At 72.8% G+C, this 24,605-nt stretch carries 28 protein-coding genes; 16 read left to right on the top strand and 12 right to left on the bottom strand.

What is annotated here, in order from left to right:
* Positions 1-54: 54 nt before the first annotated feature.
* Positions 55-2,055 carry a beta-galactosidase gene (locus BAW75_RS15935; protein ID WP_104114057.1) on the top strand — a complete coding sequence of 667 codons (2,001 nt, stop codon included), beginning with the start codon at positions 55-57 and terminating at the stop codon, positions 2,053-2,055.
* Positions 2,056-2,109: 54 nt separating this feature from the next.
* On the opposite strand, the gene BAW75_RS15930 is transcribed toward BAW75_RS15935, so the two are convergent.
* Positions 2,110-2,739 (bottom strand): LysE family translocator, encoded by a 630-nt coding sequence (locus BAW75_RS15930; RefSeq protein ID WP_409074453.1) that lies wholly within the window; start codon positions 2,737-2,739, stop codon positions 2,110-2,112.
* Positions 2,740-2,959: 220 nt separating this feature from the next.
* On the opposite strand from BAW75_RS15930, the gene BAW75_RS15925 reads away from it, so the two are divergent.
* Together BAW75_RS15925 and BAW75_RS15920 are read left to right on the top strand one after the other, a co-directional pair.
* Positions 2,960-3,496, top strand: a complete 537-nt coding sequence (locus BAW75_RS15925; protein WP_064445981.1) for a GNAT family N-acetyltransferase — start codon at positions 2,960-2,962, stop codon at positions 3,494-3,496.
* 230 nt (positions 3,497-3,726) lie between these two features.
* The gene (locus BAW75_RS15920; RefSeq protein WP_104114074.1) at positions 3,727-4,197 is read left to right on the top strand and encodes a DnaJ family domain-containing protein; all 471 of its coding nucleotides are present in this window, start codon (positions 3,727-3,729) and stop codon (positions 4,195-4,197) included.
* Positions 4,198-4,201: 4 nt separating this feature from the next.
* Here BAW75_RS15920 and BAW75_RS15915 read toward each other — a convergent pair whose 3' ends face one another.
* Both BAW75_RS15915 and BAW75_RS15910 read right to left on the bottom strand, forming a co-directional pair.
* The gene (locus tag BAW75_RS15915; protein ID WP_104114055.1) at positions 4,202-4,768 is read right to left on the bottom strand and encodes a DinB family protein; all 567 of its coding nucleotides are present in this window, start codon (positions 4,766-4,768) and stop codon (positions 4,202-4,204) included.
* Positions 4,765-5,541, bottom strand: coding sequence for a class I SAM-dependent methyltransferase (locus BAW75_RS15910; protein WP_104114054.1), 777 nt, complete (start codon positions 5,539-5,541; stop codon positions 4,765-4,767). The genes BAW75_RS15915 and BAW75_RS15910 overlap by 4 nt, the downstream gene beginning before the upstream one ends.
* A 224-nt stretch (positions 5,542-5,765) precedes the next feature.
* On the opposite strand from BAW75_RS15910, the gene BAW75_RS15905 reads away from it, so the two are divergent.
* The 3 genes from BAW75_RS15905 to BAW75_RS15895 all read left to right on the top strand — a co-directional run bounded on the left by BAW75_RS15905 (position 5,766) and on the right by BAW75_RS15895 (position 8,334).
* A complete protein-coding gene (locus tag BAW75_RS15905) occupies positions 5,766-6,698 on the top strand; it encodes a TerC family protein (RefSeq protein ID WP_104114053.1) in 933 nt (310 codons plus the stop codon).
* Between the two features lie 229 nt (positions 6,699-6,927).
* Positions 6,928-7,419, top strand: a complete 492-nt coding sequence (locus tag BAW75_RS15900) for a hypothetical protein (protein WP_146074848.1) — start codon at positions 6,928-6,930, stop codon at positions 7,417-7,419.
* A 54-nt stretch (positions 7,420-7,473) separates the two neighbouring features.
* Complete coding sequence (locus BAW75_RS15895) at positions 7,474-8,334, top strand: MBL fold metallo-hydrolase (RefSeq protein ID WP_104114051.1); 861 nt, start codon at positions 7,474-7,476, stop codon at positions 8,332-8,334.
* 4 nt (positions 8,335-8,338) lie between these two features.
* Here BAW75_RS15895 and BAW75_RS15890 read toward each other — a convergent pair whose 3' ends face one another.
* On the bottom strand, positions 8,339-9,034 hold the full coding sequence (locus BAW75_RS15890) for a hypothetical protein (RefSeq protein WP_104114073.1): 696 nt from the start codon (positions 9,032-9,034) through the stop codon (positions 8,339-8,341).
* Between the two features lie 247 nt (positions 9,035-9,281).
* Here BAW75_RS15890 and BAW75_RS15885 point away from each other — a divergent pair, with 247 nt between their 5' ends.
* Positions 9,282-9,743, top strand: a complete 462-nt coding sequence (locus BAW75_RS15885; protein ID WP_104114050.1) for a tetratricopeptide repeat protein — start codon at positions 9,282-9,284, stop codon at positions 9,741-9,743.
* 15 nt (positions 9,744-9,758) lie between these two features.
* Here BAW75_RS15885 and BAW75_RS15880 read toward each other — a convergent pair whose 3' ends face one another.
* The gene (locus BAW75_RS15880) at positions 9,759-10,352 is read right to left on the bottom strand and encodes a TetR/AcrR family transcriptional regulator (RefSeq protein WP_104114049.1); all 594 of its coding nucleotides are present in this window, start codon (positions 10,350-10,352) and stop codon (positions 9,759-9,761) included.
* A 127-nt stretch (positions 10,353-10,479) separates the two neighbouring features.
* On the opposite strand from BAW75_RS15880, the gene BAW75_RS15875 reads away from it, so the two are divergent.
* The gene (locus BAW75_RS15875; RefSeq protein WP_420915012.1) at positions 10,480-11,667 is read left to right on the top strand and encodes a macrolide family glycosyltransferase; all 1,188 of its coding nucleotides are present in this window, start codon (positions 10,480-10,482) and stop codon (positions 11,665-11,667) included.
* 41 nt (positions 11,668-11,708) lie between these two features.
* On the opposite strand, the gene BAW75_RS15870 is transcribed toward BAW75_RS15875, so the two are convergent.
* The gene (locus BAW75_RS15870) at positions 11,709-12,245 is read right to left on the bottom strand and encodes a DUF1062 domain-containing protein (protein ID WP_231915439.1); all 537 of its coding nucleotides are present in this window, start codon (positions 12,243-12,245) and stop codon (positions 11,709-11,711) included.
* A 329-nt stretch (positions 12,246-12,574) separates the two neighbouring features.
* On the opposite strand from BAW75_RS15870, the gene BAW75_RS15865 reads away from it, so the two are divergent.
* Both BAW75_RS15865 and BAW75_RS15860 read left to right on the top strand, forming a co-directional pair.
* Entirely contained in the window at positions 12,575-13,183 is a 609-nt protein-coding gene (locus BAW75_RS15865; protein WP_104114047.1) for an acyl-CoA-like ligand-binding transcription factor, read from the top strand.
* A gap of 56 nt (positions 13,184-13,239) precedes the next feature.
* Positions 13,240-14,808: an MDR family MFS transporter gene (locus BAW75_RS15860; protein ID WP_104114046.1), complete on the top strand. Its 1,569-nt coding sequence runs from the start codon at positions 13,240-13,242 to the stop codon at positions 14,806-14,808.
* Positions 14,809-14,874: 66 nt separating this feature from the next.
* Here the strand turns inward: BAW75_RS15860 and BAW75_RS15855 are convergent, their stop codons facing one another.
* The 3 genes from BAW75_RS15855 to BAW75_RS15845 all read right to left on the bottom strand — a co-directional run bounded on the left by BAW75_RS15855 (position 14,875) and on the right by BAW75_RS15845 (position 17,691).
* On the bottom strand, positions 14,875-15,183 hold the full coding sequence (locus tag BAW75_RS15855; protein ID WP_013286318.1) for a hypothetical protein: 309 nt from the start codon (positions 15,181-15,183) through the stop codon (positions 14,875-14,877).
* 134 nt (positions 15,184-15,317) lie between these two features.
* A complete protein-coding gene (locus tag BAW75_RS15850; RefSeq protein WP_104114045.1) occupies positions 15,318-16,136 on the bottom strand; it encodes a TIGR04222 domain-containing membrane protein in 819 nt (272 codons plus the stop codon).
* Between the two features lie 13 nt (positions 16,137-16,149).
* Positions 16,150-17,691, bottom strand: coding sequence for an ArnT family glycosyltransferase (locus BAW75_RS15845; RefSeq protein WP_104114044.1), 1,542 nt, complete (start codon positions 17,689-17,691; stop codon positions 16,150-16,152).
* Positions 17,692-17,799: 108 nt separating this feature from the next.
* Here BAW75_RS15845 and BAW75_RS15840 point away from each other — a divergent pair, with 108 nt between their 5' ends.
* From BAW75_RS15840 to BAW75_RS15815, 6 genes are all read left to right on the top strand, one after another.
* On the top strand, positions 17,800-18,288 hold the full coding sequence (locus BAW75_RS15840) for a GNAT family N-acetyltransferase (RefSeq protein ID WP_104114043.1): 489 nt from the start codon (positions 17,800-17,802) through the stop codon (positions 18,286-18,288).
* Positions 18,289-18,346: 58 nt separating this feature from the next.
* A complete protein-coding gene (locus BAW75_RS15835) occupies positions 18,347-18,874 on the top strand; it encodes a DUF2087 domain-containing protein (protein ID WP_104114042.1) in 528 nt (175 codons plus the stop codon).
* Positions 18,871-19,380 (top strand): GNAT family N-acetyltransferase, encoded by a 510-nt coding sequence (locus BAW75_RS15830; RefSeq protein WP_208635259.1) that lies wholly within the window; start codon positions 18,871-18,873, stop codon positions 19,378-19,380. Before BAW75_RS15835 ends, BAW75_RS15830 begins: the two co-directional genes overlap by 4 nt.
* A 74-nt stretch (positions 19,381-19,454) precedes the next feature.
* Positions 19,455-19,889 (top strand): Hsp20/alpha crystallin family protein, encoded by a 435-nt coding sequence (locus tag BAW75_RS15825; protein WP_030504676.1) that lies wholly within the window; start codon positions 19,455-19,457, stop codon positions 19,887-19,889.
* Positions 19,890-19,993: 104 nt separating this feature from the next.
* On the top strand, positions 19,994-20,983 hold the full coding sequence (locus BAW75_RS15820; protein ID WP_104114041.1) for a tyrosine-type recombinase/integrase: 990 nt from the start codon (positions 19,994-19,996) through the stop codon (positions 20,981-20,983).
* Positions 20,984-21,148: 165 nt separating this feature from the next.
* Positions 21,149-21,607, top strand: a complete 459-nt coding sequence (locus tag BAW75_RS15815; protein WP_064445967.1) for an Rv0361 family membrane protein — start codon at positions 21,149-21,151, stop codon at positions 21,605-21,607.
* A 3-nt stretch (positions 21,608-21,610) separates the two neighbouring features.
* Here the strand turns inward: BAW75_RS15815 and BAW75_RS15810 are convergent, their stop codons facing one another.
* The 3 genes from BAW75_RS15810 to BAW75_RS15800 form a co-directional block, all read right to left on the bottom strand.
* Positions 21,611-22,297, bottom strand: a complete 687-nt coding sequence (locus BAW75_RS15810; protein ID WP_369799353.1) for a thymidine kinase — start codon at positions 22,295-22,297, stop codon at positions 21,611-21,613.
* Positions 22,298-22,380: 83 nt separating this feature from the next.
* Complete coding sequence (locus tag BAW75_RS15805) at positions 22,381-23,772, bottom strand: MFS transporter (protein ID WP_043324045.1); 1,392 nt, start codon at positions 23,770-23,772, stop codon at positions 22,381-22,383.
* Between the two features lie 20 nt (positions 23,773-23,792).
* Positions 23,793-24,560 carry a glycerophosphodiester phosphodiesterase family protein gene (locus tag BAW75_RS15800; protein ID WP_104114040.1) on the bottom strand — a complete coding sequence of 256 codons (768 nt, stop codon included), beginning with the start codon at positions 24,558-24,560 and terminating at the stop codon, positions 23,793-23,795.
* Positions 24,561-24,605 lie beyond the last annotated feature (45 nt).

Below are 24,605 nucleotides of genomic sequence, written 5' to 3'. Positions count from 1 at the left end.
GTCAATGATCGACGCCATTGACTTTCCGTCTCACCTGTTCCTATTTTGGCCGGGATGACAACTAAAGTGCCGTGGAGCGACGGGCGGCTCTGCTACGGCGGCGACTGGAACCCGGAACAGTGGCCGCCGGAGGTGTGGCGCGAGGACGTCGCCCTGATGCGCGCCGCCGGGGTCAACCTGGTCACCGTCGGCGTGTTCGCCTGGTCCCGGCTGGAACCCGAACCCGGCCGCCACACGTTCGACTGGCTCGACCGCGTGCTGGACCTGCTGCACGCGAACGGCATCCGGGCCGCGCTGGCCACCCCGACCGCGTCGCCGCCGCCGTGGTTCTCGCTGCGCCACCCGGACGCGCTGCCGGTCACCGCCGACGGCGGTCGCCTGACCCACGGCAGCCGCGACACCTACTGCGCCGCCGCGCCCGCGTACCGCGACGCCGCCCGCAGCATCGCCGAGGTGCTGGCCGCCCGGTACGCGCACCACCCGGCGCTCGCGCTGTGGCACGTGCACAACGAGTACGGCACCACCTGCCACTGCCCGCACACCGAGGCCGCGTTCCGCCGCTGGCTCACCACCCGCTACGGCGACCTCGACGCGCTCAACGACGCCTGGGTGACCAGCTTCTGGAGCCAGCACTACTCCGACTGGGCGCAGGTCGGCACGCCCCGCGCCACGCAATATCTCGCGAACCCCGGCCAGCTGCTCGACTTCCGCCGCTTCTGGTCCGACACGCTGCTGTCCGCGTACACCGAACAGCGTGACCTGCTGCGGGCGGCGAACCCGGCGGTGCAGGTCACCACCAACTACGTGCTCGGCGACTGGGTGCCGGTGGACCACGCCCGCTGGGCGCGCGAGGTCGACCTGGTCGCGATCGACCACTACCCGTCCGCGATCGGCGCGGGCGCGCAGGAGCAGACCGCGTTCGCCGCCGACCTGGCCCGCGGCTGGGCCCGCCACGCCGCCGGGCGGCCGGCGCCGTGGCTGCTGGCCGAGAGCGCGCCCAACCAGATCCACACCGCCGGGCGGATGCACACCAAGGAACCCGGCCGGATGACCCGGCACAGCCTCGCCCACGTGGCACGCGGCTCGGCCGGGGTGATGTTCTTCCAGTGGCGCGCCCCGGCCGGCGGCGCGGAACGCTTCCACTCCGCGGTGGTGTCGCACGCCGGGGCGGACACCCGCGTGTTCCGCGAGGCCGCCGACCTGGGCGCCGCGCTGGGCCGGCTCGCCGGGACCGCGCCGGGCCGCGTCGAGGCGGGCGTGGCCATCGCGTACGACGCGGCGAGCGGCTGGGCGCTGCGGCACCCGGGGATGCCCCGCGCCGGACTCGACCACCCTGGCGAGGCGGCTGCCGCGCACCGGGCGCTGTGGCACGCGGGGGTCACCGCCGACGTGGTGCCGCCCGGCGCGCCGCTCGACGGTTGCCGGCTGCTCGTTCTCCCGGCCCTCTACCTGGCCTCGGACGCCACAGTCGACTGGGTACGCCGGCACGTCCACGCCGGTGGGCACCTGCTGGTGACCTGGCTCAGCGGTGTCGCCGACGAGCACGCCCGAGTACGCCTCGGCGGCTACCCGGGCGCGTACCGGGACCTGCTCGGCGTACGGGTGGAGGAGTTCCACCCGCTCGCCGACGACGAACACGTGCCGCTGACCGGCGGCGGGACCGGCCGGATCTGGTCCGAGACGGTGCACCCGGCCGGCGCGGAGACGATCAGCGCGTACGCCGGGGGAGTGCTTGACGGCCGGCCCGCGATCACCCGGCACCGGATCGGCGACGCGTACGCCTGGTACGTCTCCACCCGCCCCGACGACGGCACCTATCGGCGGTTGCTCACCGAGGCAGCAGGGCTCGCCGGTGTGACCCCGACCTGTCCCGGCGCGCCCGAGGGTGTCGAGGCGGTACGCCGCCACGACGGCCTGCTCTACCTGCTCAACCACACCGACCGGCCGCAGCGGGTGCCGGTCACCGGGCTCGACCTGCTGACCGGCGCGACGGCCGACGGCTCGTTGACGGTGCCGCCGGGTGGTGTTGCGGTCGTGCGCGAGGAGCCGTCGTGACGTCGCCCCGGCGGTGTGCGTTCGTGACGGACGGCGTGGGTCCGCGTACCCCGGTCAGGGGGTGGCGACGGCGGCGCGGGAGCGGTCCGCGGCGATCCGCACCGCGAGCGCGGCAAGCACCGTGCCCATCACCCACCGCTGCAGGCGCGCCCAGCCCGGCCGCCGGGTGAGGAACGCGGACACCGAACCGGCGCTCAGCACGATCAGCGCGTTCACGGTGAGCGCCACGACGATCTGGGTCAGGCCGAGCAGCAGGCTCTGCACCGCCACGTGCCCGCGCGCCGGGTCGACGAACTGCGGGAGCAGCGACACGTACAGGATGGCGATCTTGGGGTTGAGCAGGTTGGTGACCAGGCCCATCGTGAACAGGCGCCGGGGCCGGTCCGGCGGCAACGGCGTCGGGGTGAACGCCGACGTGCCGCCCGGGCGCAGCGTGCGCCAGGCCAGCCACAGCAGGTACGCCGCGCCGGCCAGCTTCACCGCCGTGTACAGCGGCGGGACCAGCACGAACACGGTGGCGATGCCGGCCACCGCGGCGGCCAGGTAGACCAGAAAGCCGGCTGCCACCCCGAGCAGCGACACCAGCCCGGCCCGCCGCCCCTGGGTCACCGACCGGGACACCAGGTAGACCATGTTCGGCCCGGGCGTGAGCACCAGACCGAGCGCCACCAGACCGATCCCCATGACCGCGCCGACTGTAACCACGTCGCCTCCCCGTTGCCGACCGTGAACCGGACCCTACGCCCACCCGCCGACAGCCGGCGCCCCGCCGCGCCCTCGCCCTTGCTCCCACTCCGGCGATCATGAGGTTGACGGCGACAAATCGGTCACCGACGGCCGCTAACTTCATGATCGCCGGAGTCGGGGGTCAGCGCCGGGCGGGTGCGGTGGGGATACTTGTCGCATGTCGATCGTGCTGTCCGCGCCGGCGACCGCGACCGCGCCCGGTCTGCTGCTGCGACCGTGGCGCGACGGTGACGCCGACGCGCTGATCGAGGCGTACCGGGATCCGGTGCTGCGTGCCTGGACCAGACATCCGGTGACCGGACCGGCGCAGGCGCGGGTGTTCCTGCGCCGCAGCCACCAGGGCTGGGCCGCCGGTCACCGGTTCATGTTCGCGGTGCTGGAGGAGGAACGGGTGGCGGCCTGTGTGGTGCTCAAGGACGTCCGCCCGGGCCGCCCGGCCGCCGAGGTCGGCTACTGGACGGCCGCGCCGGCACGGGGCCGGGGCGTCGCGCCACGCGCGGTGGAGGCGGTCACCGGATGGGCGTTCGCCCGGTTCGCCGCCACCGGGCTGACCCACCTGGAGCTGCTGCACCAGGTCGACAACCCGGCGTCCTGCCGCGTGGCGGAAAAGAGCGGGTACGCGTTCGCCGAGGTCCTGCCGGCCCGCGCGCCGTTTCCCCGCGACGGCCACCGCCACGTCCGCCACCTGCCCTGACTGTCCGGCCCGCCGCTGCTCTCATGAGCCGAGCAGGCGCAGCAGCACCGCCCAGCTCCCGACCAGGCAGGCCGTCGCCACAGCGAGGCCGATCAGCCAGTCGCGCACGCCGGCGCCCCCTCACCCCGGGGGCACGCTACGCGGCGGCCCGCGCGGGAACAGCTCGGCCCCGCGCGACGCTGACTCTTGTCGGACGGCGGCGGCTACCGTGGGTACGGGAGGTGACGGCGGTGACGACAGCCTGGGAGGCCGCGGTCGAGGCGCAGATCCGCTCGGCCCAGGAACGCGGCGAGTTCGACAACCTGCCGGGTGCCGGCAAGCCCATCCCGGGGCGCGACACGCCCTACGACGAGGGCTGGTGGATCCGCAGCTTCATGGAGCGCGAGCAGATCCCGTCCGACCTGCTGCTGCCCACGCCGCTGCAGTTGCGCCGCCGCATCGAACAGCTTCCGGTCGAGCTGCGTGACCTGCCCACCGAGGAGGCCGTCCGCTCGTACGTGGCGGCGCTCAACACCGAGGTGGTCGCCTGGCTGCGTACCCCGACCGGGCCACGTGTGGTGGTACGCCCGGTGAACGTCGAGGAGGCGGTGCGCGGCTGGCGCGCCGACCGGGAACGCGCCGCGCCGGTCGTCACGACGCCGGAGCCAGCCCGTGCCGCGTCGGCCCGCCCGCGCCGCCGTTGGCGCTGGTGGCGCCGCTGAGCGTTCAGGGGCGCGCCGCCTGCCAGGTCCACGAGGTACGTCGTGGCCGGTCGCCGAGCGGCGCGCGGCCGGTCAGCCACAGCAGCACCGGCGCCGGCTCGCCGTCCGGCGCATCGGGGAACAACCGGCGTATCACAGGGGCACACAGCTCGGCGGGTGGCGACCAGTCCAGGCCGAGTCCCCGGGTCAGGTCGCCTGTGTGCAGGAGGATCTCGGCCACGCCCATCGCGGCGAAACCACCCGGGTCGCACGGCCCGAAGTGCCACGCCCGGTCGTCCGGGCTCGCGGCGTCGACAGTGGCGGCCAGGATCCCGGCCGCGGCCGCCACGACGGTGAGCACCTCGGCGGGCGCGGCGTCCGCGTGTACCCGCAGGTCGTACGGGAGGTAGCCGCCCTCGGGCCGGCCGGACACCTGACCGGCGTACGCGATCAGGTCGTGCGCGATGTGCGCGGCCGTTGTCCAGCAGGACCAGTCCAGGTCTCCCGCGCGTACCGTCCAGTCCCGGCCGGCGGCGGGCCGCAGTACGGCGGTCGTCGCCGCGGCGGTGGCGCGGAGGTCCGCGCCGTTCACAATCGCCGCACGCGCAGCACACAGGTGAGCATCGGCAGCGTGAACTCGCCGTCGGCGGTCTCCGGCCGGCTCGCCAGGTACGCGCGGATACGGTCGAGCGTCTCCGTGCGTTCCCGTTCCGGCATCACCAGCATCCCCGCCCGGGTGGCGAGCGTCGCCACGAGCGAGTCGGCGGTCCGGCGCTGCCCGTGCGGGAACTCCGCCTGCTCGGGCGAGCCGAACCGGGCCTCGCCGGTCTTCGGCAGGTGCATGCCGGTCGTGGCGATACGCCAGCTCGCGGGCGTGTCCCGGGGGCCGATGGCGGCGCTGCCGCTGACCGCCGCGAGCCCGGCCACCCAGTCGACCCGGTCGTCCACGACGTTCCACAGTCCGGCCAGGACACCGCCGGGGAAGAGGACGCGGGCGATCTCCGGCCCGGCCACTGCCATGTCGAACCAGTGCATGGCGTTGCCGGCGACCACGGCGTCGACGGAGGCGTCCGGCAGCGGGATCGCCTCGGCGCTGCCGGGCAGCGCCCGTACGCCAGGCAGGGTGCGGCGGAGTTCGGCGAGCATCGCCGGGTCCGGCTCGACGGCCGTCACGTCGTCGCTCACCTCGGCCAGCGTGGCGGTGAGCTTGCCGGTGCCCGCGCCGAGGTCGAGCACCCGCGCACCGGGTGCGGGTTCGAGCGCCCACCGCAGGGCGGCCCGGGCGTAGTCGGGACGGTGTTCGGCGTACGCGGTGGCCGCTGCGCCGAACGACGAGGAGTGCCGGCGTCGTGCGTCTTCGTCCATCGGGTCACCCTATCGACGGGCCGGACTCCTTGACGTGCGAAGCGCACTTCCTGAATAATTGGTCGTAGTTCGAGGGGGAGTACCCGACGATCCGCGCATCGCCGTCAGTACGGGCCCGGCCCATCCGGATCCCGGCGGTGCAGCCACCACCGGCGTGGCCCGGGGAGACCTTCGTCCAGCAGTGCCGGCACCCGCCGGCCCGGGGCGAGAGGTCTTCCTTCGGTATGTCAGTGTCCCTGTGGATCTGGGCCGTACTCATGCTGGCGATCGCGGCGATGCTCGCCGTCGACCTGTTCCTGCACCGCGACAACCACGTCATCGGCTTCCGTGAGGCAGCGGTCTGGTCCGGTATCTGGATCGCCGCCGGTCTGCTCTTCGGCGTCGTCCTGTGGCTCTGGCAGGGCGGTGACGTGGCGGGCACCTACTACGCCGGCTACCTGATCGAGAAGGCGCTGTCGATCGACAACGTCTTCGTCTTCGCGCTGATCTTCAGCTACTTCGCCGTGCCCGCCGCGTTCCAGCACAAGGTGCTGTTCTGGGGTGTCATCGGCGCCCTGGTGTTCCGGCTGGTCTTCATCTTCGTCGGCGCCGAGATGCTGGAGACGTTCTTCTGGACCGCGTACGTGTTCGGCGCGTTCCTCGTCTGGACCGGCTACAAGATGGCGTTCCGCCACGGCGAGCAGACCCCGCCGGAGCGCAACCCGGTCGTCCGGCTGGTCCGGCGGATCGTTCCGACCGCCCCGGCCTTCCACGGTGACAGGTTCTTCACCCGGATCGACGGCAAGCGGGTCGCGACGCTGCTGTTCGTCGTCCTGATCGCGGTGGAGACCACCGATCTGATCTTCGCGATCGACAGCGTCGCCGCGATCCTGGCCATCACCACCAGCACGTTCATCGTCTGGACCGCCAACGCCTTCGCCATCCTCGGCCTGCGCAGCCTCTACTTCTGCCTCGCCGGGCTGCTGCGCCGCTTCGTGCACCTGCACTACGGCCTGGCCGTCCTGCTCGCCTTCGCCGGCGTGAAGTTGATCCTGCCGGAGACGCCGGTCGGCAAGCTGCCCATCCCGGTCACCCTCGGCGTGATCGTGGTGACGATCGCGGTGTCGATCCTGTGGAGCCTGCGCAGCACCCGCGGCGCCGTTCCGGACGGCCATTAGGGTGTGTCGAAGTCGGTCACAGCCATTCGTTGTCGGCGCCGAGGTTGAACCATCCATCGGAGGCCTCGCCACATTTCGATCTCCGACACGCCGAGCGGTCACTCCAGCTCAGGCACCATCGCCGTCTGAGCTGTCATGCAGTGGCGCAGAAGTCCGACGGGCGGCGGCCCCGACGTGACAGCCGCTGCCGACGCCTACCGTACCGGTGACCAGTAAGTGAGGGATGCGCTTGATCGACTCCGTCCGTCGAATCGCTGCGGCTCTGGCACGGCTTGCACCGCCGTACGGGCCGCTGGAGCTGCCACCGCCGGTCCCTCTGGACGAGCCACTCGACGACATCGCCCCCGGTTACGCCGAGTTCCTCCGCCTCGCCGACGGGGCCGACTGTGGAAGCACCGGCGACATGCGGCTGTGGTCGGCAGCATCAGTGCGCCATACACCGTGGATGGCCGACGACCTGCCGGGCGGTGCTACGCGCTGGTGCGTGGTCGCGGACGTCCTGCAGAATCCCGTCTTCGTTGAGCGTGCAACCGGCGAGGTGTGGTGGTTCTCCGACCTGAACATCGTCTGGTACACCGACAGCGACCTTGCCAGTTTCGCCAAGCTGGCCGACGACGTTGCCGGGTTCATCGACCACCTCATCCTCGGTCCTGGGTACGTCCAGCACCTTTCCACCGGGCGAGACGACCCGTGGCTGGAGGCGCTGTCGACCAGCGAGTGAGGTGCGCCCAGCACTACTGACTTTGACACCGCCCCAGCGCACTACCATCTGCGCATGGGCTCGGGCGGCGGGACGTCTGTCGAAGCCGTGTTCTTCGGCACCACGACCGTCTGGCTGTCCGACGGGGCGTCCGGCATCCTGATCGACGGCTTCCTGAGCAGGCCCTCGCTGCTCCGTGTCGCGTTCGGTCGCGTCGCACCCGACCTCGGGCGGATCACCGGCGCTCTCGCCCGGGCCGGGGTGACCCGTCTCGACGCGCTCTTCGTCGCCCACTCCCACTACGACCACGTCATGGACGCCCCCGAGATAGTCAAGCATCTCGGGGGCAGGCTCTTCGGTTCCGAGTCGACCCTGAACGTGGGGCGTGGCGCGGGCCTCGCCGAGGAGTCGATGACGCGCATCGCGGACGGCGGCGAGCACACGGTCGGCGCGTTCACCGTGCGTGTGCTCGCCGCCGTCCACAGCCCCGGCAACAGGTTCCCGGGCACGATCGACGAACCGCTCGTCCCGCCAGTCCGGGCAGGCAGCTACCGCGACGGCGGATGCTTCTCCTTCTTCGTCACCCATCCCGGCGGCTCGCTGCTGATCCATCCGAGCGCCAACTTCGTACCCGGCAAGTTCGACGGGCTCGACGTCGACGTCCTCTACCTCGCCACAGGCGCCCTGGGTGTTCAGCCTCGGCGGTTCCAGGACGACTACTGGCGGCACGTGGTGGAAGCGACGCGGCCCGGCCTCATCGTGCCGATCCACTGGGACAACTTCTTCGTGTCGCTGGACCGCAGGCTCCGCCCGCTGCCGCCCGTCTTCGACAGGTTCGCCGTGACGAAGGCGTTCCTCGACCGCAGGAGTGCGGAGGCCCGGATCCCCGTACGGTTCCCCGAGCCCTTCGAGGTGACCAGGCCGTTCGCGAGGTAGGGCGTCAGCGGAACCGGTCGACGGTGACGGGAACCATCCCCTGCTCGCGCATCCGGGTCGTCAGACCGTGCAGCAGCACCCCTACGGCTTCATCGCGGTCGCCGAGAAGGTCGCAGGTCACGTCCAGTCCCCAGGCAGCGCCCGCGGCGACGCGGCGCAGATCCCAGCGGAAGGCGTCGCCTCGGACCTGACGGCGCACCGCTCCCAGGATGCGCGTCCCGGGATCCGCCGGGTCGCCGGTGATCGGCATCTGCCACGCCTCGCTGAGTGCCGTGAGATCGTCCGGGCTCAGTTCGCCGGCGAACAGGATCCGGTAGACGCGCGTCTCACGGAACCCCGGCCGGGGTCCGGAGTCGCCCAGCCGCAAAGGGGAGGGCGGCTGAGCCGGAGGGGCGCCGAAGCACGCCCGCAGGGTGTCCTCGTCCGGCAGGTCCGCGCCGCAGAGATCTCGATAGAGCGCCGCCGCCGCGTCGCGGTCGACGGGCGTCACCCGCTCGCGTAACCCGGCGGCCGCACGTAGCCGCCGGCTGGTGGCCGACGCCTCGTGCCAACGCCCCTCGGACCGGATCCAGCCACCGCTCACCAGCCCCGCGGAGGAGTAGTCCGCCGCGAGCAGGAACTCCTCGGCCAACAGTCCTTCCGGCGCGCCGGCGGCGTCGTACAGCACGTAGTAGTGCAGTGCGGGAGGTGAGCCGGTCATCTGGCGCACAGGGCAAGTCGACGTCACCCGTGGATTGTCGAGCAGGCCGGGAGCCGACGGTGCCCGGCTCGCCGGTGCCACGTCGGCACACCTATTAACGGATTACCGGTAACGTCAATCCACTTATCCCTACGGTCAAAGAGGACAAATCGGCACTACACCATAATGACAGTTATGTGCGGGCGGGTTCAGAGGGCCGCTGTCGGCGTACGATCACGCCACCGCAGCCGATCCCAGGGAGCAGGGGATGGTGTTCGACGCGACGCTGACCCGGATCAACGACGGCGTACAGATGCACCACCAGCACGGCCGACGGGAGGAGGCCCGCGACCTGTTCGCCCGGATCTGGGACGAGATCAACAGGGAACAGGGCGACCCCCTGCACGTCTGCGTCCTCGCCCACGCGATGGCCGACGTGCAGGACGACGTACGCCAGGAACTGGCCTGGGACCGGCGGGCGCTCGCGGCGGCCGACCTGCTCACCGACGAGCGGGTCGCGCAGGCCGGGGTGCCGATGTCTGTCGCCGGGCTGTACCCGTCGCTGCATCTGAACCTGGCGGAGTGCCACCGCAAGCTCGGTGAACTCGACCAGGCCCGGGACCACCTCCGGCGGGCCCGGGAGGGGATCGGCGCGCTCGGCGACGACGGCTACGGAAAGCTGATAAGGGCTGGGCTCGATCGGCTGTCGCAGGAACTGGCCGCAGGATAGACCGCAGACGACTGGCTAGCGGCCAGCGTTCGTCGACGGGGTGACCGCGGTGACGACCAGGTCGACGATGCCGTCGGCGTAGTCGTCGGTCAGCGGGCCGTTGCGCAGCAGCCAGCGGTGGTACAGCGGACCGAACAGCAGCTCCACCACCAGGTCCAGGGCAGCGTCGGGGCGTACCTGGCCGGCCTCGCGGGCGGCCTCCAGCCGGGCGCGGACCGCGTTCAACTGAGGACGGAGCAGCCGGTCGCGCGCCTGGGCGGCCAGTTCCTCATCGGTGAGCGTCTCGATGGTGATGGCACGGGTGGTGGCGGACAGCCGGGGATCGGCGAACTCGGCGACTGTGGCCCGGAGAACCGCACGCAGATCAGCCCGCAGGTCACCGGTGTCGGGCAGCGCGATCACCTCCGGCATGTCGTCGGCGAGCGCGTCCAGGATGACCGCGCCCTTGCCGCGCCACCAGCGGTAGATGGTCTGCTTGCCGACCCCGGCGCGGGCGGCGATCGCCTCGACGGTCAGGGCCGAATAGCCGGTCTCGGTCAGCAGCTCCAGGGCGGCGGCGAGGATCGCGCGGCGGGACTGCTCGTTGCGGCGGGTGGGCTGTGGAGTCACAGCGGCAGCCTACCGCGAGACGAGACGTATCGTCTTGACGGAGGTGGTCGTGCCGTGCTCTGCTGGGCAAGCGAGACGGACCGTCTCGTCTCAGCAGAGATCAGGAGATCACTTGCCGCACATCGCCATGGTCAGCATCCCGTTCCACGGGCACGTCAACCCGAGCCTGGAGATCATCCGTACCCTGGTGCGGCGCGGCCACCGGGTCACGTACGCCAACGACCCCGCCTTCGCCGAGGTCATCCGGTCAACCGGCGCGGAGCTGAAGCCGTACGCCTCGACGCTGCCCGCTGACGGCGGCGCCGGCATCGACGACCCCATCGCACAGCTCACGCTCTTCCTCGACGACGCGATCGCCATGCTGCCGCAGCTGCGGGCCGCCTACGCCGACGACCGGCCGGACCTGTTCCTCTACGACATCGCCGGCGCGCCGGCCCGGCTGCTCGGCGAGCAGTGGGGGATCCCGGCCGTCCAGCTGTCCTCGACGTTCGTGGCCTGGGACGGCTACGAACAGGAGATGGCACCCGTCGTGGAGGCGATGCGGGCCGATCCGCGCGGCGCCGACTACTACCGGCGGTTCACGGCATGGCTGACCGCGGAGGGTTCGTCGGTCACCGACAGCATGGCGTTCCAGGGGCGGCCGCCCCGCAGCCTCGTCCTGCCGCCGGAGGCGCTCCAGCCGAACGCCGACCGCGTCGACCGGTCGGTCTACAGCTTCGTCGGCCCAGTGCTGGGCGACCGCGCCGAGCAGGGTTCCTGGGTACGACCGGAGCACGCCGGGAAGGTGCTGCTCGTCTCGCTCGGCTCCGCCTTCACCCGGCAGCCCGAGTTCTACCGCCGCTGCGTCGCCGCGTTCGGCGACCTGCCCGGCTGGCACACCGTCCTGCAGATCGGCGAGCACGTCGACCCGGCCGAACTCGGTCCCGTCCCGGACAGCGTCGAGGTCCACCGGTGGGTGCCGCAGCTGGCCGTACTGGAGCAGGCGGATGCCTTCGTCACCCACGCCGGCATGGGCGGCAGCAGCGAAGGTCTCTACTGCGGGACGCCGATGATCGCCGTACCGCAGGCGGCCGACCAGTTCGCGAACGCCGAGCAGCTGGCCGCGCTCGGCGTCGCCCGGGTCGTCGACTCGGGCGACGTCACCGCCGCGGAGCTGCGTGCGGCGCTGCTGGCCCTCACATCGGACCCCGTCGTGCTGGCCCGCAGCGCCGAGCTGAAGCGGCAGGCCCGCGCCGCCGGGGGCGCCGACCGGGCCGCCGCCCTGATCGAGGCCGAACTCGCCGCGGTACGGGGCGGCGCCGCGAGCGGCGGGTGAGGCGTGGTCGCGGCGGGAATGCCGCCGCGACCACGCCCCGGTCAGTCCTCCGCCAGCACCGTGAAGGTGAATGCGGTGCTCGTCGGACGGTTCAGCGGGATGTCGCACTTGACCCGGCGCAGCACCTCGGACCGGGTGAGGCCGAACCGGTGGGCGATGAGCCGGTCCGGGCGCACCGGCACCGGGTCGTCGAACGTGACGTTCACCTGCACCGGCCACCCGTCGAGCGGTACGACCGGCGCGTCCAGGCGCCACGCTCCGGTCCAGTCGAGGGTGAAGTGGCAGCGCCGGGCGAACGCCGGGTCCAGCAGTGTGGCCGCCACCAGGTCGGGATCGTTGAGTTGGTGGCCGTGCAGGTCGGTGGGATCGAACGAGCTGACCGCTGCCCGCTCACGGACGGTGAGCTTGCTGGTCCGGCCGCAGGACACGCAGTGCACCAGCAGCCAGACGTCCAGCAGCTTGCCGTTGGCGTTGACGCGGAACCGGCCCCGGGCGGCGGTGGCCGTCTCCGCCCGGCAGATGACGCAGCGCAGCGACAGCAGCGGAAGGCGGGTCCGGCGTACGACCCAGGGCAGCACGATATGAGGTTGGGATGACATGGAGACCTGATCTCTGAAGACCTGACGCGAGGCCGATTACGCGCGGCCTCGGACGCTGTGGCCGGGCGCGCGAGGGCAGCCCGGGGAGCCGTCGCGCAGGCGACGGCTACAGGCGTGGGGAACGTGTCAGGTTCTAGAGAGCAGGAGGGGTCACGCGGAATCGTCCTTCTTCGCTGCGACAGGAGTGCGGGGAACCGTACGGGACGTGCGGAACCGCTCTCAACCCGTTTTCCGGCACCGCTGCGTCACGCATCACTTCACTGACTAAAAGTTTGCAGTCCCTGCAAGATCGCTTTTAGGGTCGTGGCGTGACCACGGATCAGAGCCGCCCCGGCCTGCGCGACCGCAAGAAGCGGCAGACCCGCGCCGCCCTCAGCGCCGCCGCGCTTCGGCTGGTCGCCGAGCGCGGCCTGGACCAGGTGACGGTGGAGGAGATCAGCGAGGCCGCCGACGTGTCGGCCCGCACCTTCTTCAACTACTTCCCCAGCAAGGACGAGGCGCTGCTCGGCGACCAGCCGACCGACCGCGAGGTGCTGGCCGCCCGCATCGTCGCCGCCCCGCCGGAGCTGTCCGCGTTCGACGCGCTGCGGCTGGCCTTCGGCGACGTCGTCGAAGCCGTCGAGGCCGACCGCGAGGTGTGGCTGCTGCGGCTGCGGGTGATCGCGGCAAACCCGTCGCTTCTTCCGCGTCTGATCAGCGGCAACGCCGAGACCGAGCAGGTGATCGTCGCGGCGGTGGCCGCCCGGCTGGGCCTCGACCCGTGCCACGGCCACCCGACGCTCGTCACCACTGTCGCCGGCGCGGTCTTCCGCACGGCCCTCATGCAGTGGGTCGAGCGACCCGACACGACGACGCTGCGCGAGCTGACCGCCGAGGCGTTCGCCGCCGTCGCGGCCGGCCTGCCCGATCCGTCCTGACCCCTCCCATCCGTACCGGCCGCGGCCGCCCGCCCGCGCACACGACAAGGAGTTCGATGACCACCGCCACTGTTCCGCCCGCCGAGACGGGTACGCGGATGTCACGCCGGGAGGTTCTCCAGGCGTTGTCCGGCCTGATGGTCGGCATGTTCGTGGCGATCCTCGCCTCGACGGTGGTGGCGAACGCGCTGCCCCGGATCATCGCCGACCTCGACGGCAGCCAGACCGTCTACACCTGGATCGTCACCAGCGAGCTGCTGGCGATGACCGCGACGGTGCCGCTGTGGGGCAAGATGGCCGACCTCTACAGCAAGAAGCTGCTGATCCAGTTGTCCCTCGGCCTGTTCGTGGTCGGCTCGCTGGTCGCCGGATTCACCCCGAACGTCGAGGTGCTGCTGCTCAGCCGGGTCATCCAGGGCATCGGCGCGGGCGGCATGACGGCGCTCGCCACGATCGTCATGGCGGCCATGATCCCGCCGCGTGAGCTGGGCCGGTACGCCGGCATCTTCGGGGCGGTCTTCGGTGTCGGCACCATCGCCGGCCCGCTGATCGGCGGCGTCCTGGTCGACACGTCCTGGCTCGGCTGGCGCTGGTGCTTCCTGATCGGTGTGCCGTTCAGCCTGCTGTCCATCGCGCTGCTGCAGAAGACGCTGCACCTTCCGGTGGTCCGCCGCAGGGTCCGCATCGACTGGCTCGGCGCCCTGCTGATCACCTCGGGTGTGTCCACGCTGCTGATCTGGTCGTCGCTGGCCGGGAACAAGTTCGACTGGGCGTCCGGCTGGACCGCGCTGCTGGTCGGCGGCGGGCTGGCGCTGCTCGCGCTCGCCGTGTTCGTCGAGTCCCGCACGGAGGAGCCGATCATCCCGCTGGGGATCTTCCGCAACCGCACCGTCAGCCTCACCACGGTGGCCAGCATCCTGGTGGGCGTGGCGATGTTCGGCGGCACGGTGTTCCTGTCGCAGTACTTCCAGACCTCGCTCGGCAAGTCGCCCACAGCGGCCGGCCTGATGAGCCTGCCGATGGTCCTCGGCCTGCTGGTCTCCTCGACCGTGGCCGGTCAGCTGATCACCAAGTACGGCCGGTGGAAGATGTTCCTGGTCGCCGGCGCCGCGGTGATGACGGTCGGCATGCTGCTGCTGAGCACCATCGACGCGAACACGAGCGTGCCGATGCTCTCGGTGTACATGGCGGTGCTGGGCGTCGGTGTGGGCATGCTGCTGCAGAACCTGGTGCTGGCCGCGCAGAACGACGTGCCGGCCGCCGAGCTGGGCGCGGCGACCTCGGTGCTGACGTTCTTCCGCAGCATGGGCGGCGCGGTCGGGGTCAGCGCGCTCGGCGCGGTCCTGGCCAACCGGGTGACGTCGCTGACCACGGAGAAGCTCGGGCCGCTGGCCACCGGCGGCGGATCGGCCGAGGTGCCGGATCTGTCGGCCCTGCCGGAGCCGGTGCTGCGGATCGTGCAGGAGGTCTACGGCACCGCCACGTCGGAGATGTTCCTCATCGGCGCGCCGTTCGCGCTGCTCGCCCTGGTCGTCGTGCTGTTCATCAAGGAGAAGCCCCTGAACACGCTCAGCGGTGACGAGCGCCGGGTCCGTGAGGAGGCGGCGGCCGCCGGGATGCACTGATCCCGCACGGTCGAGCGTGGGGCCGCCCCCGGGAGTCACCGGGGGCGGCCCCTTGTGCGATACCGGTCAGCGTTCCGTACGGTCGTTGATCTCGGTGCCGGACTCGCCGGGCATGGCACCGATCGACTCCTCGGCGGCCCGGCCGCCGGTGCTCTCGTCGCCCTGCTTCAGCGAACTGCGGGGCAGCCCGGCCAGGTGAGCCGGGTCCTCGATCGGCTGGGGCGGCCACTGGTCCTGCGTACCGTCGGTCACCCCGGCGCGGCGCAGCGCCTCGACCAGTTGGTCCGGCGACAGGCGGTCGACCTCCTGTATCCCGGCCCCGCGCGCAATCGCCTGCAGTGTCTTCAGGTCTTCGCTCACGAATGTCTCGGCCATGCCCGAGCCTTCCCGCCCCTCAAGACAAGGAAACCGGCGGGCCTGCCACCGCCGGGTCGATCATGAAGTTGTACCGGACAAACCGGGCGCCGGACACCGTCAACCTCATGATCGACCCGAAATGGGGGGTTCGGTCAGCGGCGGGCGGGTTTGCGGTCGGGGCGCGGGCGGTCCCGGTCCGGGTCGATCCCCACCTGGACGGCGAAGGCCGGGTCCACGGCGAGCAGGGGGCGGGGGCCGAACAGGGCCATTCCGGTGAGCAGCGTGTCGGTGTCGCGGCCCTGCCAGACCGGGCGGCGCTCGGGGTCGAGGTCGGCGTGCTCGCGGCGCAGCCGCCGCAGCAGGCGCCGGGCGGCGGACCCGGTCTCCGGCACCTCGGTCAGCCACCAGCCGCCGAGGGCGGTGGCCAGGCAGCAGAGCAGCAGCCCGGCGACCGAGGCGGGACCACCGGCGGAGCGCCCCTCGACGGCGCTGTCCACGAGCCGGGTCAGCCCGACCGCGGCGACCGCGAACAGCGGCACCGTGCCCAGCGCGATCCGCCGCCGCTGCGCGCGGGTGAGCAGCCAGCCGTCGCGGACCAGCCGCCCGACCGTACGGCGCAGCGCCCGGCCCACCTCCGGGTCGGCGAGCACCGCGGCCCAGGTCTGCGGGTGGCGCAGCGCGCTGTGCAGGGCGCGCACCAGCGCGGGCGAACCGGCCGGGGGACGCCCCTGCGCACGCAGGGTGGCCAGCTCGCCGATCTCGACGCCACCGGCGCGGCGCAGCGCGGCCACCCCGAGCTGGCAGGCCAGCAGCGCCCGGTCGGTCAGGTACGCCAGCTCGACCCGGTCGGGCGTCGCGCCCCGGGCACGGCGGCCGGTCAGTTCGCGTACCGCGACCGCGATCGCGACGGCCACGGCGACCGCGCCGAGGTAGTCGAGGAGGAAGATCGACCCGCTGACTCCCCAGAGCATGGCGGCAAGTATGTCAGGAGCCGTGCCGTACCTCGGAGTCCCAGATCTGCGACCACTGACGGCGCAGCCCTCGGGCGACGAAGATCGGCTCGCCGTTCTCGTCGTTGTCGACGTCGACCCGCTGGTCGACCCGGCCGGCCTCGGTGACCTCGGTGAACCAGGCGCGCAACCGGTCCGGGCGGGACCAGCCGACGACGATCACCACGTCCGCGTCGTCGGGCGGCCGGCCGAACGTGGCCATGCTGTTGTGCCCGGAGTACGCGCGCGGCAGTCCCCGGGCCGGACCGTACCGGGCCAGCGCGCCGGCCGCGCCGTAGTTGCCGGTCAGCACCACCGCCCGGCCCCGCTCGGCCGGGGGCAGGGCGCGGTGCACGGCGGCGACCGAGTCGGCGAACTCGGGCCAGCCGATGGTCTCGCCCGCGTCGTAGTTCGCCGCGACCACGAACCCGGGCAGCCGGTCGGCGGGCAGCGTGGGCAGCAGCAGCACCGCGCTGCTCGCGGCCATCAGCACGGCGGCGGTGACCAGCAGCGCCTGCCGGACCCGGGGCGCGCCCCGCCGCGCCCATTCGACGGCCGGCACCACCCCGGCGGCGGTGAGCACCAGCAGCAGCGGCGCGTCGTAGTAGCCCTTGCCGCCGGCCACCAGCACGATCGCGACGACGACCAGCCAGGCCCAGGCCAGCGACCGGTACGCCGCCCAGGACGGCCGGCGCAGCAGCGCGACCAGCCCGGCGACCCACACCGGAACCGCGAACGGGCTGATGATCAGGAACTGGAGCACCAGCGCGTCGATGCGGCCGCTGTAGGAGCTGTCGCCGTCGGCGATCGACGCGGCGACGTCGAGCTGCGGGAAGCCGTGCGCGGCCTGCCACGCCACGTACGGCGCGGCGAGCAGCACGGCGACGCCCGTGCCGGCGAGCACCCACCGGTCGCGCAGCAGCCGGCGCGGCCCGGCGATCAGCAGACCGGCGACCAGGCCGACGCCGAGCAGGGCGGGCAGCGGCTTGTTGAGCAGGCCGACGCCGAGCGCGAGCCCGGCGCCGAGCGCCCACCGGCTGTCGCCGGTGCGCAGCATCCGCACCACGCACAGCGCCGCGGCCAGCCACACCAGCAGGTCGACGCTCGTGGTGCTGAGCAGGTGCCCGCCGGCCGGCACGATGCCCGAGGCAGCGGCGAGCACCGCCGCGGCCGTCTGGGTGACGCGGTCGGCGCCGAACTGCCGGGCGATCGCGGCGACCAGCACCACCGCCGCGCCGCCGATGAACGCCTCCGGGGTACGCAGCACGACCAGGTTGCCCGGCGCGATCGTGTCGGCCAGCCGCGCCAGCGCCGGCACGAGCGGCCCCTGGTCGACGTAGCCCCAGTCAAGGTGCCGGCCGCACAGCAGGAAGTACAGCTCGTCGCGGTGGTAGCCGTAGCGGCCGGCGAGCGACAGCAGCACGACGGTGAGGACCGCGCCCACCACCAGGGGCGCTGCGGTACGCGGACCGGCGGGCGGCGGGCCACCGGGCGCGGCGGCCTGGCTCCGATCGACGTCGGCGACTGATTCGGCCACCTGCCCATGATGGACCGCACCGGCGGGCCGTCGATGCCCCGTGACCCTCGGCCGGGTGGACGGAAACCGGTGGCCGGACGGCCGGGGCGACGGTTAGCGTGCCCGGCGATGAGGATTCGTGACTACGCCGACGCCGACTGGGACCAGGTCTGGCCGATCTTCGCCGACGTCGTGACCGCCGCCGACACGTTCGCGTACGACCCGGACTGGTCGCCGGAGACGGCGCGCGAGGTGTGGGTGGAGCGGCCGCCGGGGCGTACCTCGGTCGCGGTGGACCACGACGGCACGGTGCGCGGCACCGCGAAGATGGGCCCGAACCGGCCCGGGCCGGGCTCGCACGTGGCGACCGCGAGCTTCATGGTGGCGGCGCATGCGCGCGGCCGGGGCGTGGGCCGTGCGCTGTGCGAGGACGCGTTGGACTGGGCCCGGCGGCAGGGCTTCGCCGCGATGCAGTTCAACGCCGTGGTGGAGACCAACACGGCGGCGGTGGAGCTGTACCGGCGGCTGGGCTTCACGGTGATCGGCACCGTGCCGGAGTCGTTCGCCCACCCGACGCTGGGCCGGGTCGGGCTGCACGTCATGCACCGGCGGCTGTGACATCGGCGGCCGGAAAACGCCTGGCCGGACCGGGTGGGTTGCTGACAGGCTGCCCGCCATGACCGCTCATGCCCTCGCCGGGGCGCTCGCCGACGAGCGCCGCCGGACCGTGTTCGCCGCGATCGTGCTCGGCGCCCGGGACCTGTCTGCCGTGGTGGCCCGCACCGGGCTGCCGGCCCGCGACGCCGCGGTGGCCGTACGCCGTCTCACCGACACCGGTGTGCTCGCCGACGACGGGGATGGGCTGCGGGTCGACGCCGAGCGGCTGCGCGAGTTCGCCCGGGCCGGGGCGGCGTCGCCGGTAGCCCCGGCGGCGAACCCGCGCGAGATGATCCTGCGCACGTTCCTGCGCGACGGCGCGCTGACCCAGCAGCCGGCGCAGCGCGGACGCCGCCGCGTGCTGCTGGAACACATCACCGAACGCACCTTCGAGCCGGGACGTCGTTATCCGGAGCGGGAGGTGGACGACGCGCTGCGCCGGTGGTGCGAGGGCGGCGAGGCCGACCACGTGACGCTGCGCCGCTACCTGATCGACGACATGCTGCTCACCCGCGAGCAGGGCGTCTACTGGCGGACCGGGCCGTGAGCGGCTGGAGCACGCACGTCGTACGCCCGGAGGAGCCGGACGCGACGCTGGTGCTGCGCGAGTACATGGCGGAGATGGTGCGCCGCTGGTACGGGCGTCCGGAGCGGCCGGGTGAGGTGGACGCCGCGCTGGCCGAGGACCCGAGCGACGATCTGGTCCCGCCGACCGGGCTGCTGGTGCTGGCCCGCCGCTACGGCCGGCTCGCCGGGTGCGCCGGGCTGCGGTGGCAGCCGGACTGGGCCGAGCTGACCCGGGTGTACGTGCGCCCGGAGCACCGTGGCGCCGGTGGTGGAGCGGCGCTGATCGCCGCGATCGAGGCGTACGCCGTCGGTGGCGGGGCGACGCGGATCCGGCTGGACACCCGCTCCGACCTGGTCGAGGCGCGGGCCCTGTACGCCCGGCACGGCTACCGGGAGATCCCCGCCTTCACCAGCGGCCCGTACGCGCAGCACTGGTTCGAGAAGTCACTGCCGGCGCGAGTTGACGACGCGGCGCGGGCGCGTTAAAACAGAACCAGGAACTTGAGTCACCAAGACTCAACTTGAGACCTTGGGCCAGGAGAACCGAGGAGGCAAGAGCCATGTTGATGCGTACCGACCCGTTCCGCGAGATCGACCGGATCGCCGAGCAGTTCTTCGGCACCGCCGCCCGGCCCGCCGTGATGCACCTGGACGCCTACCGCGACGGTGATCACTTCTACGCGGCGTTCGACCTGCCCGGCGTCGACCCGGACAGCATCGACTGCACCGTCGAGCGCAACGTGCTGACCGTCCGCGCCGAGCGCCGCCGCCCCAGCGGCGAGAACGTCGAACTGGTCGCCGCCGAGCGTCCGATGGGCACGTTCACCCGGCAGCTGTTCCTGGGCGACACGCTCGACACCGACCGGCTGGAGGCCGGCTACGAGAACGGCGTGCTGACGCTGCGCATCCCGATCGCCGAGCGCGCCAAGCCGCGCCGGATCACCGTGGCCACGCCCGCCGAGGGCAACGGCCGCCGCCAGCTCACCACCGCCTGACCGTCCACACCGACGCGGGGGAGGCCGGAGCGCCGGCCGACCCCGCGTTGTCGTACCAGCGCGCCTGATCGCCAAACCATCCGCGGGCTGAGAGCCTTTCTCACATGCTTCGCCCCGAGGTGCTGCCGCGCGCCCGCACCGCCGCCCTGCCCGCCGGCCCGGCCGACGTCACCGAGGCGTGGCTGCGCAACCGGCGGCTGTCCGAGCACACCCGTGACGCGTACCGCCGTGACGTCACCGGCTGGCTGAGCTGGTGCGCCGAGCGGGGGCTCGACCCGCTGCGGGCCACCTTCCTCGACGTCAACGCCTACGGCCGGGAGCTGGAGTCCACGCCGCGCGGGCGCGACGGCCGGACGCTCACGCCGGCCACCGTCGCGCGCCGGTTGTCCGCGCTGTCGAGCTGGTACGACTTCCTCGCCAAGCTGGGCGCGGTGACCGCCAACCCGGTGTCGGCGGCGGACCGGCCGCGGGTGGACCGGGACCACTCCGCCACCGTCGGCCTGACGCCGGAGGAGGTCGACGCGCTGATCGCCGCCGCCGAGGCCGACACCGGCCCGACCGCCGCCCGCAACCGGGCCGCCGTCGCGCTCCTGGCCGACCTGGGGCTGCGGGTGGGGGAACTGGTCGCGCTGGACGTGTCCGACCTGGGCACGGAGCGCGGTCACCGCAGCGTCCGCTTCGTCGGCAAGGGCGGCAAGGTACGCCGGCGCGCGCTCACCCCGGGCACCGCGTACGCCCTCGACGCCTACCTGACCGCGCGGGCCGAGGCGCAGGGCGTGACGGTGCCGGAGCTGACCGGTCCGCTGCTGGTCACCGCGACCGGCGGCCGGCTGGACCGGCATGCCGTGTTCCGGCTGGTGCGCCGCCTCGCGCAGCGGGCCGGGATAGCCGCCTGGGCGAAGCTGTCACCGCACTCGCTGCGCCACGCGTTCGCCACCACGGCCCGCTCCGAGGGGGTGCCGCTGGAGGACGTGCAGGACGCGATGGGGCACGCCGATCCGCGTACCACCCGCCGCTACGACCGGGACCGGCACAACCTGGACCGCGATCCGGCGTACGCGATCTGGGCGGCCCGCGCCCGCCGTCGCGGCTGAGCCGTCGCGCGGACCGGTCAGCCCTGCGGGCGGGGGCAGAGGCAGAACGGCTGCCCGATCGGGCGTACCGGCAGTCTGCCGCCGCCCCCTGACATCTTCGGCCCGCCACGGGCGCGCGGCGCAACCGCCTGCGCGGCGCGTTCCGGTTGCCTACCGTCGACGGTGATGGGCAGGCAGCAGGAGTGGCACCACACGGCCCGGCGGCGCCGGCCGCTACGCGCGGGCGTGCTGATCGCCGGTCTCGGCGTGGGCACCTGCCTGATCGGGGTGGCCGGGCTGGCGGTGTGGAACGCGCAGGTGGTGCTCCAGTCCGACGGGCCGGTCCGGGAGACCGCCGACGGGTTCTTCCGCGACGTCGCCGCCGGGGACACCGACGCGGCGTACGAGCGGCTGTGCGCCGAGGCCCGGGGCAGGTGGAGCAAGGCCGGCTTCGGCAGTTGGGTGCGTACGCCGCCGCAGGTCAGCGGCTACGAGATCGTCGACGTGTCGGTGGCGACCCGCTCCGGCAAGCCGACCGGGACGGTGATCGTGCGGATCAACCGTGACGGCGGCGGCAGCGAGGAACGTGAGTTGCCGATCGTGTCGGAGGGCGGGTCGTGGCGGGTGTGCGGGGACCCGTTCTGAGGCTCAGGCGCGGGGGCCGAGGTCCCCGGAGCGGTAGTGCCGCCGGCACAGCACCTGGTAGCGCACGTCGGCGGTGTCCACGGTGTCGCCGATGACGACCTGGGCGCCCTCGCGGACCACCGCGCCCTGCACGACCCGGGCGTTGAGCAGCCCTTCCCGCCCGCACCAGCACAGCACCTCGACCTGGATGCGGGCCACCTCGTCGGCCAGTTCGAACAGCCGCTGCGCGGCCGGGAACAGGCAGGAGCGGAAGTCGGTGGCCAGCCCGAAGGCGTAGACGTCGACGTCGAACCGGTCGACCAGTTCGGCCATCTGCTCGACGTGTTCGAGGTTGTAGAACGACGCCTCGTCGCAGATCAGGTAGTCCACCCGTACCCCTTCGGCCCAGGCGTCGCGGACCAGGTCGCGCAGGTCCAGGTCGTCGGTGACCTCGACGGCCTCGTGGGCCAGGCCGATGCGGGTGGTGACCTGCGGGCCCAGCGAGCGGTCGATGCGGGTGGTGACCAGGCCGCGGCGGCCCTGGCGGGCGTGGTTGTGGTTCATCTGCAACGCCATGGTGGACTTGCCGCAGTCCATCGGCCCCCAGAAGAACTTCAGGGCGGCGGCGTGCAGCGGCCGGCCGTCGACGCCGCGGGCGGCGGCGCAGCCGGCGGCTCGGTCGTCGCCCGGCCCCGGCAGGGGACGGGCCAGGCAGGTCGGGGCGGCGTCGTCGGTCACGTCGGGGCAGCCTAGTCCATCGACGCCGCCGGATCCGGTCCGCGATGATCGACCCGTCAGAGCACCCGGGGCGGGGTGTTGCCGGCGGCGATGATGGCCCGGCGCATCGGCACGGCGGCGAGCAGCGCGAAGCCGACCACGAAGAAGATCAACAGCGACACCAGGCCCACCCGGTACGACGAGGTCAGCTGGAACACCAGGCCGAACGCCAGCGGGCCGAGCCAGCTGGTGCCCTTGTCGCTGATCTCGTAGAAGCCGTAGTACTCGCCTTCCTTGCCGGCCGGGATGAGCTGGCTGAACAGCGACCGGCTCAGCGCCTGGCTGCCGCCGAGGACCAGGCCGATGCAGCCGCCGAGGATCATGAACGGCACGGGCGCCTCGGCCGGCAGCCGGAACGCGGCGATGATCACACCGGTCCAGAGCACCAGCGACAGCAGCACGGTCTTCCAGGCGCCGATGCGCTTGGCGAGCGCGCCGAGGGCCAGCGCGCCACCGAACGCGAGGAACTGCACCAGCAGGATGGTGACGATCAGCGTGCTCTGGTCCAGTCGCAGCTCCTCGGTGCCGTACTGGCTGGCCAGGGTGATGACGGTCTGGATGCCGTCGTTGAAGACCAGGAACGCGAGCAGGAAGAACAGCGTCAGCGGGTACGTCTTGAGCTCGCGCAGGGTGCGCCCGAGCTGCCGGAACCCGTCGGTGAGCACGTTGCCGCCCGCCTGCAACGCGGCGGCGGTGGGGTGCTCGCGCAGCCAGCGCAGCGGGACCAGGGTGAACGCCGCCCACCACACGCCGGCGGACACGATCGACCAGCGGGCCAGGTCCAGCGTGCGCTGGGCGTTGCCCTCCTCGCTGAGCATGGTGACTGCGACGAGGTTCAGCGCGAGCAGCAGACCGCCGCCGAGGTAGCCGATGGCCCAGCCGCGGCTGGAGATGCCGTCGCGCTCGTCCGGGCCGCCGAGTTGCGGCAGGAACGAGTTGTAGACGACCACGGCGGCGCCGAAGGAGATGTTCGCGACCAGGAACAGCGCGCCGCCGAGCAGGTAGCGCTCACCGGTGACGAACGCGAACGCGATGGTCGCGCCGGCGCCGGTGAACGCCGCCGCGGCGAGCAGCCGCTTCTTGTGCGCCGACCGGTCGGCGATCGCGCCGATCACCGGCAGCACGAACACGGTGAGGAAGACCGACAGCGAGATCAGGTACGGGTAGAACGAGCCGGCGGCGACCTTGACGCCCAGCGGGTACACCGCGCCGTCGCAGCTGTCCGCGCCCAGTTCGCAGCCGGCGGCCAGCTCGGTGACGGTGGTCAGGAACGGCCCGAGGAAGACCGTGATGACCGTGGTCTGGAACGCGGAGTTCGCCCAGTCGTAGAAGTACCAGCCGGTGCGCTCGCGGCGGGTGCTGCCCGGTCCGGCGGGGTCGGCGACGGCGGGGGTGACCGTATCGGCCATCGGGGGTCGTCCTCGGGGGGTCAGGCGGCCCAGTGGCCGCGGCTGCGGTAGACGTCGCGGAGCACGCTGACGTGATCGGTCATGATGCCATCCACACCAAGATCAAGTAAGTGGTGCATCTGGGCGGGTTGGTCGATCGTCCAGACGTGCACGTGCAACCCGATCCGGCGGCAGTACGCGAGGAACCGCCGGTCCACCACCGGCACCCGCCCGAAGGAGACCGGGACCTGCGCGGCGACCACGGACGGGGGCAGCCGCACCGGTCGCCCGTGCAGCGAGCCCAGCCGCAGCCGGGCCACGCCGCGCATGCCGAGGCTGGTGGCGACCGCCGGGCCGGCCAGCGCGCGCAGCCGCGACAGCCGGGCGTCGCTGAACGAGGCGAGCAGCACCCGGTCACCCGCGCCGGCCCGGGTGACGGTGGCGACCGTGGGCGCCACGCCGCCGTCGGACTTGACGTCGATGTTGAACCGCACCTGCGGCCAGGCGTTCAGCACGTCGTCCAGCCGGGGCACCAGGGCGGCCCCGCCGACGCGCACCGAGGTCAGGTCGGCCCAGCGCAGGTCCGCGATGCGACCGGGCTCGCCGGTGACCCGGCGCAGCGTCGGGTCGTGGAAGACCACGGGTACGCCGTCGGCGGTGGCGTGCACGTCGGTCTCCACGTACCGGTAGCCCAGGGCGACGGCACGGGCGAACGCGGCGGCGGTGTTCTCGTCGCCGTCGGCCGCGCCGCCGCGGTGGGCGAACGCCAGCGGCGCGGGCGCGTCGAGGTAGCCGTGACGGGGCTGCACGCGGGCAGTATGCCCGGCCCGGGTGGCGCGCACATGGCCGGGCGA

This window comes from Micromonospora chalcea, from assembly GCF_002926165.1.
Taxonomy (GTDB): Bacteria; Actinomycetota; Actinomycetes; order Mycobacteriales; family Micromonosporaceae; genus Micromonospora; species Micromonospora chalcea.
This window is presented reverse-complemented; position numbering and strand designations above follow the sequence as displayed.

Coding starts and splice junctions, on each gene's coding strand:
- BAW75_RS15935 (WP_104114057.1), top strand. CDS start 55: ATGACAACTAAAGTGCCGTGGAGCGACGGGCGGCTCTGCTACGGCGGC.
- BAW75_RS15930 (WP_409074453.1), bottom strand. CDS start 2,739: ATGGGGATCGGTCTGGTGGCGCTCGGTCTGGTGCTCACGCCCGGGCCG.
- BAW75_RS15925 (WP_064445981.1), top strand. CDS start 2,960: ATGTCGATCGTGCTGTCCGCGCCGGCGACCGCGACCGCGCCCGGTCTG.
- BAW75_RS15910 (WP_104114054.1), bottom strand. CDS start 5,541: ATGGACGAAGACGCACGACGCCGGCACTCCTCGTCGTTCGGCGCAGCG.
- BAW75_RS15905 (WP_104114053.1), top strand. CDS start 5,766: ATGTCAGTGTCCCTGTGGATCTGGGCCGTACTCATGCTGGCGATCGCG.
- BAW75_RS15895 (WP_104114051.1), top strand. CDS start 7,474: ATGGGCTCGGGCGGCGGGACGTCTGTCGAAGCCGTGTTCTTCGGCACC.
- BAW75_RS15890 (WP_104114073.1), bottom strand. CDS start 9,034: ATGACCGGCTCACCTCCCGCACTGCACTACTACGTGCTGTACGACGCC.
- BAW75_RS15885 (WP_104114050.1), top strand. CDS start 9,282: ATGGTGTTCGACGCGACGCTGACCCGGATCAACGACGGCGTACAGATG.
- BAW75_RS15875 (WP_420915012.1), top strand. CDS start 10,480: ATGGTCAGCATCCCGTTCCACGGGCACGTCAACCCGAGCCTGGAGATC.
- BAW75_RS15860 (WP_104114046.1), top strand. CDS start 13,240: ATGACCACCGCCACTGTTCCGCCCGCCGAGACGGGTACGCGGATGTCA.
- BAW75_RS15855 (WP_013286318.1), bottom strand. CDS start 15,183: ATGGCCGAGACATTCGTGAGCGAAGACCTGAAGACACTGCAGGCGATT.
- BAW75_RS15850 (WP_104114045.1), bottom strand. CDS start 16,136: ATGCTCTGGGGAGTCAGCGGGTCGATCTTCCTCCTCGACTACCTCGGC.
- BAW75_RS15840 (WP_104114043.1), top strand. CDS start 17,800: ATGAGGATTCGTGACTACGCCGACGCCGACTGGGACCAGGTCTGGCCG.
- BAW75_RS15835 (WP_104114042.1), top strand. CDS start 18,347: ATGACCGCTCATGCCCTCGCCGGGGCGCTCGCCGACGAGCGCCGCCGG.
- BAW75_RS15825 (WP_030504676.1), top strand. CDS start 19,455: ATGTTGATGCGTACCGACCCGTTCCGCGAGATCGACCGGATCGCCGAG.
- BAW75_RS15820 (WP_104114041.1), top strand. CDS start 19,994: ATGCTTCGCCCCGAGGTGCTGCCGCGCGCCCGCACCGCCGCCCTGCCC.
- BAW75_RS15815 (WP_064445967.1), top strand. CDS start 21,149: ATGGGCAGGCAGCAGGAGTGGCACCACACGGCCCGGCGGCGCCGGCCG.
- BAW75_RS15805 (WP_043324045.1), bottom strand. CDS start 23,772: ATGGCCGATACGGTCACCCCCGCCGTCGCCGACCCCGCCGGACCGGGC.